General features: G+C 73.0%; 1 protein-coding gene. It reads right to left on the reverse strand.

The genetic code is table 11. The features are described from left to right. Nucleotides 1-152 precede the first annotated feature (152 nt). On the reverse strand, nt 153-562 hold a 410-nt coding region (locus WN71_RS38895), incomplete at its 5' end, for an alpha amylase C-terminal domain-containing protein (RefSeq protein WP_206300257.1).

The following is a 562-nucleotide window of genomic DNA, read 5'->3' on the forward strand; positions in this document are numbered from 1 at the left end:
GACCCCCGCTCCTCAAACGCCGGAGGGGCTGATTTCTCCCCTGCCGGACGGGCCTGATGTCTCAGCCCGTCCGGCGTTTGAGGACGCAGGGGTCCGGGGGCGGCAGCCCCCGAAGGGACGGGACGGGTAGGGGCGGCGGGGGCGAGAAGGCCTCAAGTCGGGCGGAGCCAGAGGGTGGTGAGGGGTGGGAGGGTCAGCGTGATGCTCGACGGACAGCCGTGCCACGGCCGCGGGTCCGGCTTGAGCGGCGCCGGATTGAGCACGTCGGACCCGCCGTAGCGACCCGCGTCCGTGTTGAGGACCTCCTGCCACCCCGGCACGTCGTCGGGCACCCCCAGCAGATAGTCGTGCCGCACGACCGGCGAGAAGTTCGACACCGCCAGCAGCGGAGCGCCCTCGGCGTCGTACCGCAGGAACGCGAGGACGTTGTCGTCGGCGGCGTCCCCCACCACCCACCGGAACCCGGCCGGATCGGTGTCCAGCCGCCACAGCGCCGGAGTGTTCCGGTAGACGGCGTTGAGGTCGCGCACCAGGTCGCGCACGCCGCGGTGGTCGGGCTCGG

The sequence above is a fragment of the Streptomyces mangrovisoli genome (genome assembly GCF_000974985.2).
Lineage (GTDB): Bacteria > Actinomycetota > Actinomycetes > Streptomycetales > Streptomycetaceae > Streptomyces > Streptomyces mangrovisoli.